This is a genomic window from Actinomadura sp. CNU-125 (assembly GCF_001942465.1).
GTDB lineage: Bacteria > Actinomycetota > Actinomycetes > Streptosporangiales > Streptosporangiaceae > Spirillospora.
Genome location: NZ_MKJY01000583.1, coordinates 1 through 17472, shown reverse-complemented (window position 1 = coordinate 17472; position 17472 = coordinate 1). Strand labels below are relative to the sequence as shown.

The 17472-nt window shown below is 72.8% G+C and carries 14 protein-coding genes and 3 pseudogenes; 4 read left to right on the top strand and 13 right to left on the bottom strand.

The annotated features are described in order from the left end of the window. Nucleotides 1-333: 333 nt before the first annotated feature. The 3 genes from BJF79_RS46290 to BJF79_RS46280 form a co-directional block, all read right to left on the bottom strand. Nucleotides 334-1086, bottom strand: coding sequence for a hypothetical protein (locus BJF79_RS46290; protein WP_075907000.1), 753 nt, complete (start codon nucleotides 1084-1086; stop codon nucleotides 334-336). A 44-nt stretch (nucleotides 1087-1130) separates the two neighbouring features. After that, nucleotides 1131-2075, bottom strand: a complete 945-nt coding sequence (locus BJF79_RS46285) for a serine/threonine-protein kinase (protein ID WP_075906999.1) — start codon at nucleotides 2073-2075, stop codon at nucleotides 1131-1133. A 343-nt stretch (nucleotides 2076-2418) separates the two neighbouring features. Then, nucleotides 2419-3324, bottom strand: a complete 906-nt coding sequence (locus tag BJF79_RS46280) for a LysR family transcriptional regulator (protein ID WP_075906998.1) — start codon at nucleotides 3322-3324, stop codon at nucleotides 2419-2421. A 64-nt stretch (nucleotides 3325-3388) separates the two neighbouring features. On the opposite strand from BJF79_RS46280, the gene BJF79_RS46275 reads away from it, so the two are divergent. Then, a complete protein-coding gene (locus BJF79_RS46275) occupies nucleotides 3389-4243 on the top strand; it encodes a dihydrodipicolinate synthase family protein (RefSeq protein ID WP_075906997.1) in 855 nt (284 codons plus the stop codon). Here BJF79_RS46275 and hemL read toward each other — a convergent pair. Further along, nucleotides 4240-5532, bottom strand: a complete 1293-nt coding sequence (gene hemL / locus BJF79_RS46270) for a glutamate-1-semialdehyde 2,1-aminomutase (RefSeq protein WP_075906996.1) — start codon at nucleotides 5530-5532, stop codon at nucleotides 4240-4242. The genes BJF79_RS46275 and hemL overlap by 4 nt on opposite strands. Before the next feature lie 134 nt (nucleotides 5533-5666). Between hemL and BJF79_RS46265 the strand changes: the two genes are divergently transcribed. Together BJF79_RS46265 and BJF79_RS46260 are read left to right on the top strand one after the other, a co-directional pair. After that, a complete protein-coding gene (locus tag BJF79_RS46265) occupies nucleotides 5667-6911 on the top strand; it encodes a serine/threonine-protein kinase (RefSeq protein ID WP_158079507.1) in 1245 nt (414 codons plus the stop codon). After that, nucleotides 6878-7354: a hypothetical protein gene (locus BJF79_RS46260; RefSeq protein ID WP_075906994.1), complete on the top strand. Its 477-nt coding sequence runs from the start codon at nucleotides 6878-6880 to the stop codon at nucleotides 7352-7354. The genes BJF79_RS46265 and BJF79_RS46260 overlap by 34 nt, the downstream gene beginning before the upstream one ends. A gap of 65 nt (nucleotides 7355-7419) precedes the next feature. Here BJF79_RS46260 and BJF79_RS46255 read toward each other — a convergent pair whose 3' ends face one another. Beyond that, complete coding sequence (locus tag BJF79_RS46255) at nucleotides 7420-8670, bottom strand: oxygenase MpaB family protein (protein WP_075906993.1); 1251 nt, start codon at nucleotides 8668-8670, stop codon at nucleotides 7420-7422. 168 nt (nucleotides 8671-8838) lie between these two features. Between BJF79_RS46255 and BJF79_RS46250 the strand changes: the two genes are divergently transcribed. Then, nucleotides 8839-9507 carry a TetR/AcrR family transcriptional regulator gene (locus BJF79_RS46250; protein ID WP_075906992.1) on the top strand — a complete coding sequence of 223 codons (669 nt, stop codon included), beginning with the start codon at nucleotides 8839-8841 and terminating at the stop codon, nucleotides 9505-9507. Between the two features lie 18 nt (nucleotides 9508-9525). On the opposite strand, the gene BJF79_RS46245 is transcribed toward BJF79_RS46250, so the two are convergent. The 8 genes and pseudogenes from BJF79_RS46245 to BJF79_RS56770 all read right to left on the bottom strand — a co-directional run. Next, on the bottom strand, nucleotides 9526-10173 hold the full coding sequence (locus BJF79_RS46245) for a bifunctional DNA primase/polymerase (RefSeq protein WP_075906991.1): 648 nt from the start codon (nucleotides 10171-10173) through the stop codon (nucleotides 9526-9528). 91 nt (nucleotides 10174-10264) lie between these two features. Beyond that, nucleotides 10265-11250: pseudogene (gene hemB / locus BJF79_RS46240) on the bottom strand (porphobilinogen synthase). An 18-nt stretch (nucleotides 11251-11268) separates the two neighbouring features. Next, complete coding sequence (locus tag BJF79_RS46235) at nucleotides 11269-12789, bottom strand: uroporphyrinogen-III synthase (RefSeq protein WP_083734753.1); 1521 nt, start codon at nucleotides 12787-12789, stop codon at nucleotides 11269-11271. A gap of 145 nt (nucleotides 12790-12934) precedes the next feature. After that, complete coding sequence (gene hemC, locus BJF79_RS46230; protein WP_083734752.1) at nucleotides 12935-13864, bottom strand: hydroxymethylbilane synthase; 930 nt, start codon at nucleotides 13862-13864, stop codon at nucleotides 12935-12937. Between the two features lie 288 nt (nucleotides 13865-14152). Beyond that, nucleotides 14153-15453, bottom strand: a pseudogene (locus BJF79_RS46225) (glutamyl-tRNA reductase); the annotation flags it as partial. A gap of 142 nt (nucleotides 15454-15595) precedes the next feature. After that, nucleotides 15596-16329: pseudogene (locus tag BJF79_RS46220) on the bottom strand (redox-sensing transcriptional repressor Rex). Nucleotides 16330-16689: 360 nt separating this feature from the next. After that, nucleotides 16690-16986, bottom strand: a complete 297-nt coding sequence (locus BJF79_RS46215) for a glutaredoxin family protein (protein WP_075906988.1) — start codon at nucleotides 16984-16986, stop codon at nucleotides 16690-16692. A 2-nt stretch (nucleotides 16987-16988) separates the two neighbouring features. After that, nucleotides 16989-17472, bottom strand: a 484-nt coding sequence (locus BJF79_RS56770) for a putative quinol monooxygenase (RefSeq protein WP_410050225.1), incomplete at its 5' end; no start/stop codon positions are given.

Below are 17472 nucleotides of genomic sequence, written 5' to 3'. Positions count from 1 at the left end.
TTGCTGCATCGCTCCGACTCGCCCGGGGGGCTCGCTGCGCGATCAGATTCTCGCTTCGCTCGAATCTGGCTTCGCTCGCAATCGCAGTGGTCCCGGTCCGCTCTGGCTGGGGTGATGGCCGGGTTCGTTGATCTGCGGCGTGTTGCCCTAACTCGGGCGCCCATAAGGGCAACACGCCGCAGGTCAACGTCGGGAGGGGGCCATCGGCCCGGCGGACGTTCGTGGGACACCGCACTAGCTGAGCCCCCGGCCGAGGCGCCCAGCCCGGCATCCGGCCGGGATCGTCCAACCGCCTGGGGCCGGGGTGAGGTGGTGCGAACGGCTGTTTGGGGGTCAGCGGCGGATCGTTTCTACGAAGTCGGCGATTCGGGTTGAGGCTTGGTCTTGGGCCTTCTCGGCGGGTTCGGCTTCGGCGGTTTCTCGGACCAGCCAGTAGGTGAGGGCCTCGTTGCAGATGTTGCGGCGTTCCCACGGCATGACGCAGTCGATCACCTTGAAGGGGTCGTTCTGGCCGGGCAGGACCGCCAGGGAGACGGCTACGTAGGGGGACGGGGGCGCGTCCGTGCCCATCGCGACTCCGGACGTGATCGCGGCCCTCATGCCGATGTTGGGCAACTCCTCGCGTTTCTGCACGTCGGCGCCGCACTGCGGGACGATCGCGCGCTGGCGCGCGGCGGGTTCCGTGTCGGGGAAGTAGCGGCAGTGCATGGCCCCTACCGGGCCGACCGCCCAGTTGAACGACTCGTAGACGCCGCCTCCCGCGAGGGGGTCGCCGATCCGGTGCAGGCCGCTCGACGCGCCGACCTGGCCGTCGCACTCGACGTTCGCGGGGCCGATCAGGTGCCCGCCGCCGATGTAGTAGACGGCCGCGCCGTCCGGCAGTTCCACGACCGGCGGGAGCCGGACGGTCGGGGCGGGCGGGGCTTCGGGCTGCGGCGACATGCCGTCGGGGTCGTTGGAGTTCGGCACCATCCGGCTGCACCCCTTGACGGGCACGATGGTGGCGGTTCGTGAGGGGGTTGCTGCCGCTTGCGTCCGTCCGTCGTCGTCCTGCTGCGTCGCGACCACCGTTCCGGTTCCGATCACGGCCGCCGTTCCGCAGACGGCCGCGCCGATCCCGAGTGCCGTCTTCAGACCGCCTGCCTTTGCGGCGGCGGCCTTTCCCGTACCGAAGGCCGCTTGCCCGGTCCCCTGGGCCGCGGGTGCCGCGGCGCGGGGAGGAGGGAGGCCGCCAAGGGGAAGAGGGCGGCCAGGGCGGCGGCCGACGCGGCCAGGGCTCGGACGCCGGTGTGCTCCCAGTCGGGGCCGTAGGCGTCTACGGCGACGGCTTCGAGTTCCTCGATGAAGGCGGACGCGGCGGCGGGGCGCTCTTCGGGCGTCTTCGCCATACCGCGAACGACGAGGGGGCGCAGGGGGTCGGGGACGGTGTCGACGGGGATCTCGGCCGTGCGGTGGGCGAGCATGAGGGCGGCGCGGTTGCCGGTGTACGGACGCCGTCCGGTGGCGCACTCGACGAACACGCAGGTCGCCGCGTACACGTCGGTGGCGGGGGTGGCGGTGTGGCGGTCCCATTGTTCGGGCGCCATGTAGTCGGGGTGCCGCGCGCCCGCTTCCTGTCCGGCCGGGGTCGCGATGCCGAAGTCGACGAGGCGGCTCAGGCCGTCGGCGGGGACGACCACGTTCGCGGGTTTGTAGTCGCGATGGACGACGCCCAGGGCGTGGGCGGCGGAGAGGCCGAGGAGGGAGCCCTTGAGGACGGCGAGGGACGCTTCGGGGCCGAGCGCCCCTTCGCGTTCGAGGATCACTTTGAGGGAGACGCCGTCGATCGCTTCCATGACGAGCGCGGCGCCGTCCGGTCCCTCGACGAGCCTGTAGAGGCGGGCGACGTGCGGGCTGTCCGCCCGGCCGAGCATCCGGGCCTCGTGCCGCAGGCGTTCGCGCTCGGCCTCGTCCGGGTGCCCGGTCAGGTACTTGATCGCCACCAGGGTGCCGGACTCGTCGTGCCGCGCCAGGACGACCCGTCCCTGCGCCCCCGCGCCGAGTTCCCGAACCTCCGTATAGCCGCTGACCGCCACGTACCGCCTCCAACCAATGTGATCGTCGCTCGTTTGGGACGCCCGAACCCCCCGTTAGGTTCGGCCCCGCCCGCCTCAGCCCCAACCTCAGCCAGAGCGGACCGGAACCACTGCGATTGCGAGCGAAGCCAGATTCGAGCGAAGCGAGAATCTGATCGCGCAGCGAGCCCCTGGGCGAGTCGGAGCGATGCAGCAATCGCACGCGGTGGCTGCGGTGGAGGGCGCCCCGGCGCCCGGAACCGCAGGCACCGCCATTAAGCAAGAGTCGGAGCGATGCAGCAATCGCACGCGTTGCCCGTTCCCCTGGGGCCTGACGCCGAGGGCGACGCAGAAAACACGCCGCCTAGCGGCCTGACGCCGAGGGTGACGCAAGAAAACACGTCAGGGCCGCTCTGATCGCGGGGCGGCGGGCGGCCTTCTCGCGCCAGACCGCGTAGACGCGGCGGTAGAGGGGGGCGGAGAGGGGGACGATCGCGACGCCGGTCGGGACGTCGCAGCGGCCCATTCGGGGGAGGATCGCGTTTCCGAGGCCGGCGCCGACGAGGGCGAGCTGGGTGGCGAACTCGTAGGCCATGTGGACGATGCGGGGTTCGCTGTCGACGGCGCGGAGGGTGCGCAGGAGCCAGTCGCAGCAGATGCTGTCGGGTGAGGAGCTGATCCAGGGGTCGCCCGCGAGTTCCTTGAGGTCGACGGTGTCGCGGCCCGCGAGGGGGTGGCCGGCGGGGATGGCCACGTCGGCGACGTCGTCGCAGATGGCGGCTTTCTGGAGGCCGTCGGGGAGCGGGAGGGGTTCGTTGTTCCAGTCCTGGACGACGGCCATGTCGAGGTCGCCGCGCAGGACGAGCGGCATGCTCCGCATCGGGTCCTCTTCGCGGAGGAGGACGCGGAGGTCGGGGTGGTCGGCGCGGAGGCGGCGGAGGGCGCCCGGCAGGAGGCCGCGGGCGGCGGTGGGGAAGGCGGCGAGGGTGAGCTGGCCGACGACGGAGCCGCGGTGGGCTTCGAGGTCGGCCTGGGCCTGCTCGACGAGGGAGAGGATGCGTTCGGCGTGCGCGACGAGGAGTTCGGCGGCGTCGGTGAGGCGGACGCCCCGGCCGTTGCGTTCGAGGAGTTTCTGGCCGGTCTCGCGTTCGAGCTTGGCGAGCTGCTGGGAGACGGCGGACGTGGTGACGTGCAGGACGTCGGCGGCGGCGCTGACCGAGCCGTAGGTCGCCACGGAGTGCAGGGCGCGCAGCCGCTCCAGATCGAGCATGAAGCAACCCTAAATCGAGGAGTAGAGAACTTCTAGCTTGTTCTAAAAGGGCCCGCCGACCAGCATGGCCGTGGAGGTGGTGGACGTGTTCCGTGGTGTGTTCGCGTCGCTGGTGACGCCGTTCTCGGGTGGTGCGGTGGACGAGGCGTCGCTGGAGCGGCTCGCGGCGCGGTGCCTGGACGGCGGCGTCGCCGGGCTCGTCGCGCTGGGCACGACCGGGGAGGCCGCGCTGCTCGCCCCGGACGAGCGGACGGCCGTGCTCGCGGTGTGCCGCACGGTGTGCGACGAGTACGGGGTGCCGCTGATCGTGGGCGCCGGGGCGATGGGGACCGAGGCGACGATCGCGGAGGCACGGAGCCTCGAAGCGTTCGCGGACGCGCTGCTCGTCGTCGTCCCGTACTACCTGCGGCCGTCGGACGACGGCGTCGTCGAGCACTTCGCGGCGGTGGGGGCGGCGGCGCAGGTCCCGATCATCGCCTACAACGTCCCGTACCGGACGGGGAAGCATCTGTCGGGCGAGACGCTCGTACGGGTGCTGGAGGTCGACGGGGTCGCCGCGGTGAAGCACTGTCCCGGCGCGATCGACCGCGACACGCTCGTGCTGCTCGCCGCCGGGGCGGGCGACGTGCTGGCGGGCGACGACGCCTACCTGTACCCGATGATGCGGTTGGGGGCGTCCGGTGGGGTCACGGCGTCGGCCTGTCTGGCGCCGGAGGCGTTCGCGCGGCTGGCCGAGGGCGGCCGCGAGCTGCACGAGGTCCTGTTGCCGCTGGTCGACGCCCTGTTCGCCGAGCCGTCGCCGAGCGTCCTGAAGGCGTGCCTCGCCGAACTCGGGGTGATCGACGATCCGGCCGTGCGTGCGCCGCTGCGCGCGCCCCGGCCGGAGAACGTCGAACGGGCCCTGAAGGCTCTCGGCTAGGACGCCCGCGCGGCGGCGCGGGCGGCGTACGGGAGGGCGTCGAGGACGCGGCCGATCGCCTCGTCGTCGTGCGCGGCGGACAGGAACCACACCTCGAACGCGGACGGCGGCAGGTACACGCCGCGTTCCAGGGCCGCGTGGAAGAACGCCGCGTACGCCTTGGAGTCCTGCCGCCGGGCGGCGGCGAAGTCGCCGACCTTCTCGTCGGTGAAGAAGATCGAGAAGAGGTTCCCGGCGTGCTGCGGGCTGTGCGGGACGCCTTCCTTGGCGAGGGCCTCGGAGGCGGCCTTCGCGACGGTCGCGGCGGCGGTGTCGATCGCGGTGTAGACGGCGTCGGTCGCGTTGCGGAGGGTCGCGAGCCCGGCGGCGGTGGCGAGGGGGTTCCCCGAGAGCGTCCCGGCCTGGTAGACGGGACCGGCGGGGGCTAGGCGGTCCATGATGTCGGCGCGGCCGCCGAACGCGGCGGCGGGCAGCCCGCCGCCCATCACCTTCCCGAACGTCGTCAGGTCGCCGGCGACGCCCTCCAGCCCGTACCAGCCCGAACGGGACGCACGGAAGCCGGTGAGCACCTCGTCGACGACGAGCAGGGCGCCGTAGCGTTCGCAGAGCCGCTTGAGGAGGGCGTTGAAGTCCGGGAGCGGGGGGACGACGCCCATGTTGCACGGCACCGCCTCGGTGACCACGCACGCGATGTCGTGGCCGTGCTCGTCGAACGCCAGCTCCACGGCGGCGACGTCGTTGTACGGCAGGACGATCGTGTCGGCGGTCGTCGCGCCGGTCACGCCCGGGGTGTCGGGGAGGCCGAAGGTGGCGACGCCCGAGCCCGCGGCGGCGAGGAGCGAGTCGACGTGCCCGTGGTAGCAGCCCGCGAACTTCACGACCTTCGGACGGGACGTGAACCCGCGCGCCAGCCGGATCGCCGACATCGTCGCCTCGGTGCCGGAGTTCACCAGCCGGACCTTCTCCACCGGCGCGCGCGCGACGATCTCCTCGGCGAGCTCCACCTCGCCGGGGGTGGGGGCGCCGTAGGACGTCCCGTGCCCGGCGGCTTCGCGGACGGCGTCCACCACGGCGGGGTGGGCGTGCCCGAGGATCATCGGGCCCCACGAGCAGACGAGGTCGACGTACTCGTTGCCGTCCGCGTCGGTGAGGTACGGGCCGCGTGCGGACGTCATGAAACGGGGCGTGCCGCCGACGGCGCCGAAGGCCCGGACCGGCGAGTTCACGCCGCCCGGGACGACCCCGCCGGCACGCTCGAACAACTGCTGGGAGCGATCGGTTCCAGTCACGGTTCCATCCTGTCAGTTGCAGTTCGGCGACTTGCCTTGACCTCGCCGGGCGCGGGCCTATATTCCACCAAGTACGACATCGGCGCCCGTTCCGGCGCCTTTCCCCATTCACTGGCGATCAGCCGTATCGAGGAGTGGCTTTCAACGTGGTCGACGGCTGGACGGTCCCGGGCTTCACGCACGAACGGGAACTGGGCGGCGGAGCATCCGGCAAGGTGGTGCCCGCGGTCGACGACACCACCGGCACCCGGGTGGCGATCAGGTACCTGGACCGGCGGCTCGTCGACGACCAGTCGTTCATGGCCCGGTACAGCGAGCTCGCTCGCAAGCTCACGCAGATCGAGGATCCCAACGTCGCCGACGTCTACGACTTCGTGACCGACGCCGGGGGCGCGGCCGTCGTCATGCAGCACGTCGAGGGCGTCAGCCTGCGGCGCGTCCTGGCGGTGCAGGGGCCGGTCGGCCCGCTCGCGGCGCTGTCCACGCTCGGCGGGACGCTGCTCGGCCTCGCGGCGGCGCACGAGCACGACGTGGTGCACGGCACGGTGCGTCCGTCGGACGTGCTGGTGGACGACCGGGGCAACGCCGTCGTGGGCGACTTCGGGCTCGCGCCGCCCGGCACGGAGGCGCAGACGATCCCGCCGTACGCGGCGCCGGAGCTGTGGGAGGGCGCGGCCGCGACCGTCGCGACGGACGTGTACGCGGCGACCGCCGTGTTCTTCGAGTGCCTCACCGGGCGGCCGCCGTATGCGGGGCGCAACATGGCGCGGCTGCACCGGGAGGCGCCGATCCCCGTCGAGGAGGCGCCCGGGCCGCTCCGCGAGCTGCTGGCGAAGGGCCTCGCGAAGGACCCGGCCGGCCGTCCGGCGTCCGTCGAGGACTTCCTGGAGGTGCTCGAAGAGGCCGCGATCTCCGCGTACGGGCCGTCGTGGGAGGCGCAGGGCCGCGGCCGGCTGACGGAGCTGGCGGCGGAGGCGGCGCGGCGTCCCGAGCCGAAGAAGCCGTCCCGCGGGACGGGACGCAACGCGATCGTGACGACGGCGGCGCAGCCCGCGGGCGGGTCCCGGACGCGCCGGATCGCCGCGGGCGCCGCCGCGGTGGCGGTGGTCGTCGGCGCGGCCTTCGCGGTGCGGACGCTGACCGGCGGCGGCGAGACCGATCCGGTCGCCGCGCCGCCGACCCCGGCGCAGCAGAGCACCAGCCCGCAGCCCGTCCTGCCGGAGGGCGGGGTGGATCGGCGCGGCTCGTCGCGCAGGTCGAGCAGGCGACGGCGCAGGCGCCCGGGGCGGCGTTCGACTTCGCGCGCGACGGTGCGGGCGCCGTCCGGGCCAAGGGGACGTTCGCGGTGGTGCAGGGCGCGCGTCCGTCCTACGCGATGACGGTCAGGGGCACCGGCGACACGAAGAACCCGGGCAAGACGATCGTGGTCGGCGACCGGTTCCACGGCGAGGTCTCCCGGAAGTGGCGCCCGCTCGCGGCGGACAACCCGTACGCCGCGCTGACCGAGCAGGTGCGGCGCGGCACGTCGGTGGCGACGGTGACGTCGCTGCTGCGGTCGGCCACGGAGCTGCGCAAGGACGGCGACGTCTACAAGGGCGCGGCTCCCGCGGGGCCGCTCGCGCAGGTCCCCGGCGTCGGCCCGCTCTACGCGTCCCTCACCCGGACGACCGGTGCCGCGACGATCGACTTCGCGATCAGGCTCGACCGGCTGAACCGTCCCGCCGCGCTCTGGCTGCGCGCCGGGGACCCGAAGGCCGAGCACGCCGTCCTGCAGACCACGTACGCCGACTGGGGCCGCAAGTCCGTGAAGGCGCCCGGCTGAGGACATGCCGCGGGCCCCGGAATCCGGCGCGATTCCGGGGCCCGCCGTTTCGGGGGGGCTACCGCTCAGGAGCCATCGGGGTAGTTCGGGTTGTTGGCGTTGGGGATCTCGATGCTGATCGGGAAGTCCGCGCCGGACAGGACGGTCAGCACGGCCACCCGCAGGATCTCGTCGAAGGCCCAGTAGACCTGCTGCAGGATCCCGGGCGCGTCTTCGAGCGACAGCAGGCCCTCGCGGACCTGGACGAAGGGCTCCCAGGCCGTCTCGAACACCCAGTCCCAGAACGGCTCCCGGGGGAGCTTCAGCCAGCCGGCGATCTCGTCACCGAGCACGTAGCGGGTGAGCGCGCAGAGGATCGGCTTGCTGAGCAGGCCCGCGTCGATGAACGCGGCGAGGTTGACGAGCATGTCGGCGAGCTTGATGCCCTCGGGCGTCGGCGCGAGGATCGGCGTCAGGACCTGCGCGGCCTGCGAGTCGGCCTCGGCCCACGAGTTCGGGATGTACTCGTCCTTGATGCCGAGCATGTGCGCGCAGAGCTGCCAGGAGTGCAGGAACGCCTCGGACTCGTTGTCCGGGATCGGCACCTTCCACTTCTTCAGGTTCTGCATGACGGTCGTGGGCAGGCTGTGCCAGGTGACCATCATGTCCGCCTGGCTGATCGGGATCGCCTCGTCGGCGACCTTGTTCCAGGCCGGCGACTGCGGCAGCAGGTGGCGCACGCCCGCGTGCGCCATGCGGGTCTTGACGCAGGTCACGACCATCTCGCCGTCGTCGCCGTAGGCGTTGGCGGTGCCGATGTCGTACCCGAGCTTGGCAGTCTTGGTGATGCGGTCGCGCATGTCCGCGCCGCCCTTGGAGTAGTAGACGGCACGGGCCTCGCGGGGGATGACCGTGCTCATCATCCCGCTGGCGAAGCCGTAGGTGACGCCGAGGTAGAGCCCGCGCTTCTCGTTGAAGTTGACCGCGGTCTCCAGCTTGCCCTGATCGGTCCACGAAGGCAGCCGGCGGGCCTGCTCGATGAAAGCGCGCAGTTCCGCGGGCAGTTTACTCGACAGCGCCTGCCCGTTCTTGGTCCACTTCCGCAGCTCTTCGTTGACCTCGGCGACGTGACCGCTCTCGATCACGTCGGCGATGAGCGGGTCGGCCACCTCGTCCCATACGCCCTTGGGGTCGGCGCCCTTCCCCGCGCCCGCCACCGACCCCTTGGGGGACCAGGTCCATACTCTCGCCTGCGCGGGCGTCGCGATGCTCAGCGCGCCGAGCGCACCAAGCGTCCCGCCCGCCGCCAGCATCTTCCGCCTGCTGAGTTCGTCCATGCCATCGTCCTCCTCGGGGTGAGCGTCCGTTGATACGCTGATACATGGTTTGCATCTGTGTATCATCGGTGGCAGACCAATAACAGCACACGGATTAAGCCGAAACAAGACCTGATTTGCTGCGATTACGACCGATCCAAGTAGAATCAGCCCTCTTGGGAGGAAAACGTGGACTCTGATCAGTCGCCCGCCCTGGTGGCGGGCCCGGATCCCGAGTCGCTGCTGGAACGCGCCTACACCGACGCCGTCGAACGGGTCGACGACCCGGACGAGACGCGCACGCGCGTCCTCGACGCGGCCCACGAGCAGTTCGCCCGGATGGGCGTCCAGCGGTCCACCATGGAGGACGTGGCCAGGCGCGCCGGGGTCTCACGGATCACCGTCTACCGGCGGTTCGCCACCAAGGACGCGCTCGTCGAGCAGGTGGTGCGGCGGGAGCTGCGCCGCTACTTCGACCGGTTCCTCATCGACATACAGCGCGCCGAGACCGCCGCCGACCGGGTCGTGCTCGGCTTCGTCAGCTCGCTGCGCGCCATCCAGGGCAACCCGCTGATCGGCGGCCTGATCGTCGCCGAACCGGACCTGCTCGTCCCGTCGATGGTCAGCGACGGCGGCAAGACCCTCGCGACCGTCCGGCAGTTCGTGGCCGGCCAGCTCCGCCGCGAGCAGCGCGCGGGCAACGTCTCGGCCGACCTCGACTCCGAACTCGTGGCGGAGATGATGGTCCGGGTGTCCGCGTCGTTCCTGGCGATCCCCAGCCTGGTCATCGACCTCGACGACGACGAGCAGCTCGCCGACGTCGCCAACCGGTTCCTGGTGCCGATGCTGGAGCCCTGAGCGGGCACCGAGAGGTTGTCAGCCGACGGCGTCGGAGAGCACTTCCAGCAGCCGCAGCGGGTCCGGCAGGGGGGTCTGCGGCGGACGGAGCCAGGCGGTCTCGCGGCCGTAGGGCAGGACGGTCGGCGGCGCGACGACGTAGCTGTCGCGGCAGTGCCAGCGCATCCCGGGCGTCTCGGCGACGTCCTCCGGGGAGCAGTCGAGGTGGCAGGACCACCACTCGTCCTCGTCGACGGGCGCGCCGCGCGTGCTGACGAAGAACAGGAGGCGTTCGGCGCCCACCGCGGCGACGGGCCCGACGGGCAGCGAGTCGCGGTCGATCCGGGCGAGGGCGCGGTGCCCGGCGTCGGCGGGGATGTCGAGGACGTCGAAGACGCGGCCGGTCGGGAGGATGATCCCGGCCTGCGGGTGCTCGCCCCACCAGCGTTTCAGGACGTCGGCGTCGACGCTGGCCTGCAGCCCCCAGGTGGCGGAGACGGGATGCGCGGCGGGGTCGGGACACCCGACGCGGTCGCAGGAGCAGGCGCGGTCGCCCCGGGCGGGGGCGTGCGCCCCGGGTACGCAGGGCCAGCCGAGCGCCGCGTAGCCGAGCGCCGCCGTGATCGTCCGCTCGCGCGCCGCCTTGCCGGCCGCCCTGTTGCGCCTGTACCCCGAGACCGCCAGCATGTCCGCCCCCCAAACGCGAGTTCCTGGTACCGATGATGCCTCGCGGGACGTCGGCGCCGCACGGCAACCCCCGGAAACGGTCCTCCGGGGCTTACGAACCGAGCCTGCGGGCCACTTCGGTCGCCCAGTAGGTGAGCACGATGTCGGCGCCCGCACGGCGGATCGACAGCAGCGACTCCATGATCGTCCGCTCCCGGTCCAGCCAGCCCTTCTCGGCCGCGGCTCGATCATCGCGTACTCGCCGCTGACCTGGTATGCGGCGACGGGGACGTCGACGGCGTCGCGGACGCGGCGGACGATGTCGAGGTACGCGCCCGCGGGCTTCACCATCACGATGTCGGCGCCCTCGTCGAGGTCGAGGAACACCTCGCGGAGCGACTCGTCGGCGTTCGCCGGGTCCTGCTGGTGGGTGGAGCGGTCGCCGAACTGCGGCGCGCACTCGGCGGCGTCGCGGAACGGGCCGTAGTAGGCGGAGGAGTACTTCACCGAGTACCCCATGATCGCGACGTCCGGGTAGCCCGCGCCGTCGAGCGCCTCCCGGATGACGCCGACCTGGCCGTCCATCATGCCGCTCGGCCCGAGGACCGCCGCCCCGGCGGCGGCCTGCGCGACGGCGATGGACGCGTAGCGGCGCAGCGTCTCGTCGTTGTCGATCTCGCCCGACGGGGTGAGGACGCCGCAGTGCCCGTGGTCGGTGTACTCGTCGAGGCACAGGTCCGTCATGACGACGGTCGAATCGCCGAGGTCGGAGGCCAGGTCGCGCAGCGCGAGCTGCACGATGCCCGCCGGGTCGTCGGCGGCCGAGCCCGTGCCGTCCTTGACGGCGGGGATCCCGAACAGGATGATCCCGCCGACGCCCGCCTCGGCGGCCTCGTGCGCGGCCTTGCGGAGGCTGTCGCGGGTGTGCTGGTACACGCCCGGCATGGACGCGACGGGCTGCGGCGCGTCGATGCCCTCCTTGACGAACATCGGCAGGACGAGCTCGGCGGGGCTCAGCCGCGTCTCGGCCACCATCCGGCGCAGCGCCGGGGTACGGCGCAGCCGGCGCGGCCGCGCTACGGGGAACTGTGCGGTCATCGCTCTTCTCTCCTGGCGCTACTTGCGGCGGCGGGCGCCCCGGCGCATCTGGGACGGCTTGCGCAGCGGGTCGCCGTTCTCGATCTGCGTCGCGCGCCGCTTGGCACCGTACTCGGCGACCGCCTCCGCGAGGGCGGATACGGACGGTTTGGGCGCCATGACGTCGACGCGCAATCCGTACTCCTCCGCGGTCTTCGCGGTCTGCGGGCCGATCACCGCGATGACGGTGACGTTGTGCGGCTTCCCGGCGATCCCGATGAGGTTCTTCACCGTCGACGACGAGGTGAACAGCACGGCGTCGAACCCGCCGCCCTTGATCGCCTCGCGGATCGGCGCGGGCGGCGGCGCCGCCCGGACCGTCCGGTAGGCGGTGACGTCCTCGCACTCCCAGCCGAGGTCGGTGAGCCGGGCGATGAGGGTGTCGGTGGCGATGTCGGCGCGCGGCAGCAGCACCCGGTTGATGGGGTCGAGGTCCTCGTCGTAGGGCGGCCACACCTCGGCCAGGCCCTCGCCGGACTGCTGCCCCTCGGGCGTCAGGTCCGGGACGACGCCGAACTCGACGAGCGCGGCGGCGGTCTGCTCCCCGACGGCCGCGACCTTCAGGCCGGCGAACGCGCGGGCGTCCAGTCCGTAGTCGGTGAACTTCTCCCGGATCGCCTTGACCGCGTTGGTCGAGGTGAAGACGACCCACTCGTACCGTCCGGTGACGAGGCCCTTGACGGCCCGGTCCATCTGCTGGGGGGTGCGCGGCGGCTCGACGGAGATCGTCGGGACCTCGTCGGGGACGGCCCCGTACCCGCGGAGCTGGTCCGACAGGGACGCGGCCTGCTCCTTCGTGCGCGGCACGAGGACGCGCCAGCCGAACAGCGGCTTCGTCTCGAACCAGGACAGCTTGTCGCGGTACTTCACGACGTCCCCGACGATGATCATCGCGGGGGCTTCCATGCCCTTGGCCTCGGACGCGAGCTTGTGCAGGGTCGACACGACGGTCTCCTGCTCGGTGGTCGTGCCGAGGCTCGTCATCGCCGCGGGGGTGCGGTCGGAGCGGCCCGCGGCGACCAGGCCCTTGCAGGTCTCGGCGACGGCGGTCTCGGCGCGAGGATCACCCAGGGTCGCGGCCGGGTCGGTGTAGGCCGTCCAGTCGACGCCGCCGCCGGACGCGTCGACGACGCGGACCTCGCGGTGGTCGGGGTCGGTCAGCGGGATCCCCGCGTACCCCGGGACGCCCGTCACGGCGGACACTCCCGGGACGACCTCGAACGGCACCCCGGCCTTGGCGAGCGCGCCGCCCTCGGCGGCGAGGCCGCAGCCGAGGCCCGGGTCGCCCTGGAACAGCCGGACGACGCGGCGCCCGGCCTTCGCGGCGCGCGCGGCGAGCTTGACCGGGTCGCCCTCGGCGGTGTCGACGATCTCGACGTCGGGACGGCAGTGCGCGAGCACCTCGGCGGGACAGTGCTCCCGGCTCACGACGACGGTGTCGGCGTTCTCGAGTTCGGCGGCGGCGCGCAGGGTCAGCAGCCCCGGATCGCCGGGGCCCATCCCGACGATGGCGACGGTGCCCGGGTCGGTCGTCCGGCGCGAGGCCGGGACGACGGCGGCGCCGGGACGGGCCGCGGCGCGCGCCGCGCGTCCGCCGTGCCCGCCCGGGCCGTGCTCGGGCGGGCGGGGCTCTGGCTAGCGGGGCTCAATCTCGCTCCCCCATCAACTGGTCGGCCCCCTGGGCGAGCAGCCGGTCCGCGAGGTCGCGTCCGAGCCGTTCGGCCGTGTCCGGGTGGCCGCTTGCGGACATCCGAATCTGCCGGGTCCCGTCGAAGGCGGCGACGGTCGCGGTCAGATGCAGCGTTTCTTCAACTTCGGCAGCGTATGTTCCCACAGGAGCGGAACAGCCGCCTTCGAGCACCGCCAGCACCGTGCGTTCGGCGGTGACGGACGCCCTGGTCATCGGGTCGTCGAGCACGCCGAGCAGCTCGATCAGGTCGGTGCGGTCGGCGCGGCATTCGAGCGCGAGCGACCCCTGCCCGGGGGCGGGCAGCATCTGGTCGGGGTCGAACACCTCGGCGACGGAGTCGAGCCGTCCGATGCGGCGCAGCCCGGCGTGCGCGAGGACGACCGCGTCCAGCTCGCCGTCGGTCACCTTGCCGAGCCGCGTCGGCGCGTTCCCCCGGATCGGGACGACCTCAAGGTCGGGACGCAGCGCGCGCAGCTGCGCGACCGCGGCGCGGCGTCCCGGTGCCGACGCGGGCGCGCGCGGCAGGTCGGCGAGCTTCGCGGGCCCGCACAGGGCGTCGCGGGGGTCGTCGCGGGCGGGCGTCGCGGCGAGCACGATCCCGGGCGTCTCGGTGGTGGGCAGGTCCTTCAGCGAGTGCACCGCGAAGTCCACCTCGCCGGACAGCAGCCTGTCGCGGAGTTCGTTGACGAAGACCCCGGTGCCCCCGATCTGGGCGAGCAGCGCCTTGGAGACATCACCCTGCGTGGTTACCCCGACGAGCTCCACCGCATGCCCCGTACGCCGCGTCAATGCGTCGGCGACGCCCTGCGACTGCGTCATCGCCATCAGGCTCTTACGGGTGCCGAGCCGCAGCGGGCGGCCCGCTCCCGTCCCTGCGTTGGTCACTGCCTCGCTCCGCTCACGTTTCGTTCCGGTCACCGGGCGCCGCGTCGCCGGCGCTCACCGCGCGGACGCTCGCGGCCTGCGCGTTCACGTTCTGCACGGTGGTGGTGCTGACACAGTCGGCCTCGGCGCATTCCGCCGCCGTCGTCGCGGGCGCGCGCGCTCGGCGTCGCGGCCCCGCTCCCCTCCTCCACCGTACGCGGGGACGCGCCCCAGGGCGCGGCACCGCTCCCGGCGGCCGGGACGGACGGCGCCCCGATGCTCTCCTCCGGCGGCGGCGCCCGCGTCCCGGATGTCGGCGCGCGCGACGGCCTCGGGCGCCTTCGGGTCCAGGTCGAACAGCTCGCGCAGCGCGTCGGCGTAGGAGTCGCCGCCGGGCGCGGCGGCCAGCTCCTTGACCCGGACGGTCGGCGCGTGCAGCAGCTTGTCGACGACGCGCCGCACGGTCTGCGCGATCTCTTTGCGGTCGCGTTCGTCCAGCTCGGGGAGACGTCCGGTGAGCCGCGCCAGTTCGGCGTCGACGACGCCCGCGGCTTTGGCGCGCAGCGCGACGACGGTCGGCGCGACGGCGGCGGCGCGGGCGGCCGACAGGTAGGCGGCGACCTCGTCGCGGACGATCCGGCGGACGGCCTCGACGGCCTGCGGGCCGACGGCGCGCGCGGCCTCCTGCGCGGTGCTCAGGTCGTCCAGCCCGGCGAGCTCGACGCCCGGCAGGTCGCGGACGGCGCGGTCGATGTCGTGCGGGAGGGCGAGGTCGAGCAGGAACCGGTCGCGGCCGTCGGCGCCCGCCCCGGCGGCGGCGAGCCGCCCGGCGGTCAGCACGATGCCGGTCGCGCCGGTGCACGACACGATGAGGTCGGCGGCGGCGAGCGCGGTGTCGAGGTCGGCGAGGTCGACGGCGCGGGCCGCACGTCCAGCGACGCGGCGAGCCGGACGGCGTTCGCGCGCGTCCGGTTGGCGATCACGACCTCGCGAGGCGCGGCGCGGCTCAGCGTGGCGGCGGCCAGCGAGCTCATCGACCCGGCGCCGACGACCAGCGCGCGGACCCCGTCGAGCGGGCCGAGGTGCCGGGCGGCGACGTCGAGGCCGACGCTGACGAGCGACGCGCCCGCCTGGTCGATGCCGGTCTCGTGGTGGGCGCGCTTGCCGACGCGCAGCGCCTGCTGCAGGACGTCGTGCAGGTCGCGCCCTATCGTCTCCTCGTCCTGCGCGAGCCGGAACGCCTGGCGCAGCTGCCCGAGGATCTGCCCCTCGCCGACGACCATGGACTCCAGCCCGCACGCCACCGCGAACGCGTGCTGGACGGCCCGCTCCTCGTAGTGGACGTACAGGTGCCGGGACAGGTCCTCCAGCGGGACGCCGGAGTGCAGGGACATCAGCTCGGAGATGGCGGAGACGCCGCCGTGGAACTTGTCCACGACCGCGTACACCTCGACCCGGTTGCAGGTCGAGACGATCGCCGTCTCCGCGACGTATCCGGACTCGTGCACCGCGTGCAGCAGCTTGGCCAGGTCGTCCCCGGTCACCGCCGCCCGTTCGAGCATCGCCACGGGGGCGCTCCGGTGACTCAGCCCCACCACCAACACACTCATGTGAACTCCGCTGTTCGCCCTACTCGCTCCGCACCGCTCCCGACGGAGCCGCGCCCCCCTTGCGGCACGCCATGCCGAATGTCCCTCCGGACGTTCAACAACCGGCGTCCGCCCGTTCGTCCCGTTTCCACGATCGTTCCCGTCAAGCCTCCACCGCCTCGACGTACTGCGTCGTACCGGGCGGTGTCCCGTCGGCGTCCAGCGGGCCGAGACCGTCCGGCCCGCCCGCCTTGCGCTGCTCGTGGAAGGCGAGGATCTGCAGCTCTATCGACAGATCGACCTTGCGCACGTCGACCTCACCGGGCACGTTCAGCACGACCGGCGCGAAGTTGAGGACGCTGGTGCGCCCGCGGCGACGACGCGGTCGCACACTCCCTGGGCGGCGGCCGCGGGGGTCGCGATCACGGCGATGGACACACCGTGCCCGGCGATGACGTCCTCCAGCCGGTCGATGTGCGCCACGGTCATACCGGAGATCTCCTGGCCGACGATGGACTCGTCCGCGTCCAGCAGCCCCGCCACGCGGAAGCCGCGGGACGCGAAGCCGCCGTAGCCGGCCAGTGCCCGGCCCAGGTTACCGACCCCGATGATGGCGACCACCCAGTCCTGGGTGAGGCCCAGCTCACGGGAGATCTGGTAGACCAGGTACTCGACCTCGTAGCCGACCCCGCGCGTCCCGTAGGAGCCGAGGTGCGACAGGTCCTTGCGCAGCTTCGCCGAGTTCACCCCGGCGGCGGCCGCGAGTTCCTCGGACGAGACGGTCGCCACGCCGCGCTCCTGCAGTCCGGTCAGCGCCCGCAGGTAGACCGGCAGGCGCGCCACGGTGGCTTCGGGGATGCCGCGCTCGGCGCGGTCGCGGTTCTGTCGAGGTGTCACGGCCTGCTCTTCGGGGCTCGACGCTGGGGACGGGGCGGGACCCCCTGACCCCGGCTCGCGGCCGGATCCGACGACCCGGTCCGTGCGACGGGTGTGACCGCCCCAGGGCTGTCAACCAGGTTAAGCCTTTGTGAATACGCGCACAAAGTCACCCCCCGGATCGCAGCTGTGACCGTTTTTCCGGCTCTCACACGAAAAGCCTGCCATCTGCGGCTTTTCCGAGCTTTCAGAGTACGTCAGTAACCACTTACATGACGAGGGGGTGTGACCGACGACATTCCCCGGACGGCCGCGAGCGCCCGCGGCACGGGCGGGCGCGCGGGGGCGCGAAGCGTACGGGAGCCGCGCCGGGCGGCGGCTTCAGCGGCGCTCGCGCAGTTCGGTGATCGCGTTTCGGAGACGGTTCTCGTCGACCCGCCAGAAGTCGTGCTGGACGCCGTTGATCAGCGTGACCGGAATCTGCTCCCAGTAGAGCCGGGTGTCCTCTTCGGACGCGGTGATGTCGCGTTCTTCCACGCGCACGTCCAGTTCGCCCGCGACCCGTTCGATGATCGCGCGAGCGTCGTCGCAGAGGTGGCAGCCGGGCTTGCCGAGCAGCGTCACGACGACGTCGCCGGAGGCGCCGGACGGGCCGGACGGGCCGGTCGGTGCGTCCACCGTCACCTCCGGGGCCGGCCGGGGGCGATGGCGGGGGCCGCCGCCGGGACCTTGTGCGCCACGAGCTTCAGCTCGATCACGTTCGTGGCCAGCACGTGCGTCCGCGACTCCGCCAGGAAACGCTTCAGGTGCGGCTGCCGCTGGTGCGCGTTGAACGCGGCGTCGTTGCGGAACAGCTGGTACAGGATCCGCTGCGTGGAACTGCCGACCACCTCGTGGACGGCGCAGACCACGGTGTCGGGCTCGGCCGCGCGGGCCGCCTGCACGAGGTCGGCGGCGAGCCGGTCGAACACGTCCTCGCGTCCGTCCAGGAGCGTGTAGACGGTGATCTGGCCACATGCGGCCGACAGATCGCCGCCGGGCGCGGCGGCCGGACCCGGCGCGACGGGGGCGCCGTGCACGCCGGAGGCGAGCGCCCCGGGCCGATTCGCCACCGGGGCGCCCAGCCGCCGGGGGTGCCGGCCATCGCGGCCGCGGCGGCCAGCG

Coding starts and splice junctions, on each gene's coding strand:
- BJF79_RS46280 (WP_075906998.1), bottom strand. CDS start 3,324: ATGCTCGATCTGGAGCGGCTGCGCGCCCTGCACTCCGTGGCGACCTAC.
- BJF79_RS46275 (WP_075906997.1), top strand. CDS start 3,389: ATGGCCGTGGAGGTGGTGGACGTGTTCCGTGGTGTGTTCGCGTCGCTG.
- BJF79_RS46255 (WP_075906993.1), bottom strand. CDS start 8,670: ATGGACGAACTCAGCAGGCGGAAGATGCTGGCGGCGGGCGGGACGCTT.
- BJF79_RS46245 (WP_075906991.1), bottom strand. CDS start 10,173: ATGCTGGCGGTCTCGGGGTACAGGCGCAACAGGGCGGCCGGCAAGGCG.
- BJF79_RS46235 (WP_083734753.1), bottom strand. CDS start 12,789: ATGGGCCCCGGCGATCCGGGGCTGCTGACCCTGCGCGCCGCCGCCGAA.